Source organism: Synechococcus sp. WH 5701 (assembly GCF_000153045.1).
Taxonomy (GTDB): domain Bacteria; phylum Cyanobacteriota; class Cyanobacteriia; order PCC-6307; family Cyanobiaceae; genus Regnicoccus_A; species Regnicoccus_A antarcticus.
On sequence record NZ_AANO01000121.1, the window covers coordinates 1 to 1,149 of the forward strand.

Consider the following 1,149-nt stretch of genomic DNA (forward strand, 5'->3'; position numbering starts at 1 on the left):
CGTGCGGGCGGTGAAGACGGAATGGCTTAGGCCTTGAAGGTGGAGGTCTCGGTGGCCAAAGCGGGGTAAGCCGCTGAGGTCGTCTCCACTGAGTTCTTCAAGCAGGGGAATGGCTTGGGGGCCTTGCAGCGCCAGTAAAACTCCGTTGTCTTTGATGTCGGTCACGGTGAGACCCGCCGGTTCCATGCGTTCACGAATCCAGGCGGTGTCGCTGTCTGCGCAGGCAGCATTAATCACCAGCACTAGGGCACCGCGTTCTTCGTCGATGGCGCCAAGGTCATAAATGATCAAGTCGTCCCGGATGCCGCCTTGGTCGTTGAGCAAAACGGTGTAACAGGCTTCGCCCGGTCCGATCCGATGTAGGTCGCTGGGCACCAGTTGTTGCAAGGTGTCTTTGGGGTTGGTTCCCTCCAGCCGCAGCACTCCCATGTGGGAGATGTCGAACATTCCAACGCTGTTGCGTACGGCTTTGTGTTCCTGAATCAGACCACTGAATTGCACCGGCATTTCCCAGCCAGCGAAGGGCACCATTCGGCCACCTCCAGCGCGGCAGAGCTCATAGAGAGGCGTACGCAGCATGGCTTTAGCCGAGGGGGTGGCGAGGCGCAATCTTATGGAGTGCTTCAGCTAGTTGATGCGAAACCGGAGATCTCCTGTAGTTCATGGTCCATTTCTGGGACCGTCCTTAGCCTTAAAACTCTCTCAATCACCCTTTTTTTGGCCAACAGGCTTTGCTGCCGTTCTTGCCAGCACTGTTCAGCAGTTGCAGCAGGTGGGTGGTGCCGGTTGCGGCAATTGGAGGTGAATGCAGAAGTCGCCGATCTTGTGGTTTGTCATCACTGGACGGCGCGGGCTCCACGGCTGCCCCGTTTGCAAGCGTTGCAGTCGGACGATGTGGAGTGCCAGCTGGAGCTGGATCGCGCCTTGGCCTAGCTGCCGCCTTTGGCTGAGCCACTGCCGAGGAGCAGCAGCAAACTCCGCGTCACTTTGGCGGCGAGAACAGCACTCACACCGCTGCTGTCGAGTTGTGGTGCGAGTTCAACAACATCTGCGCCCACCAGCCGATGCTCTTGAAGCAGGGTGACGAGGTTGGCGAAATCAGGCCAAAAAAATCCTCCCGGTTCTGGGGTGCCTGTACCCGGTAAAACG

At 58.4% G+C, this 1,149-nt stretch carries 1 protein-coding gene and 1 pseudogene; both read right to left on the bottom strand.

Going from position 1 to position 1,149, the window contains the following annotated elements; all coding sequences use genetic code 11:
- A pseudogene (locus tag WH5701_RS00700) lies at window positions 1-579 on the bottom strand (glycine cleavage system aminomethyltransferase GcvT); the annotation flags it as partial.
- A gap of 350 nt (window positions 580-929) precedes the next feature.
- Window positions 930-1,149, bottom strand: a 220-nt coding sequence (locus WH5701_RS16395; RefSeq protein ID WP_198005107.1) for an arginase family protein, incomplete at its 5' end; no start/stop codon positions are given.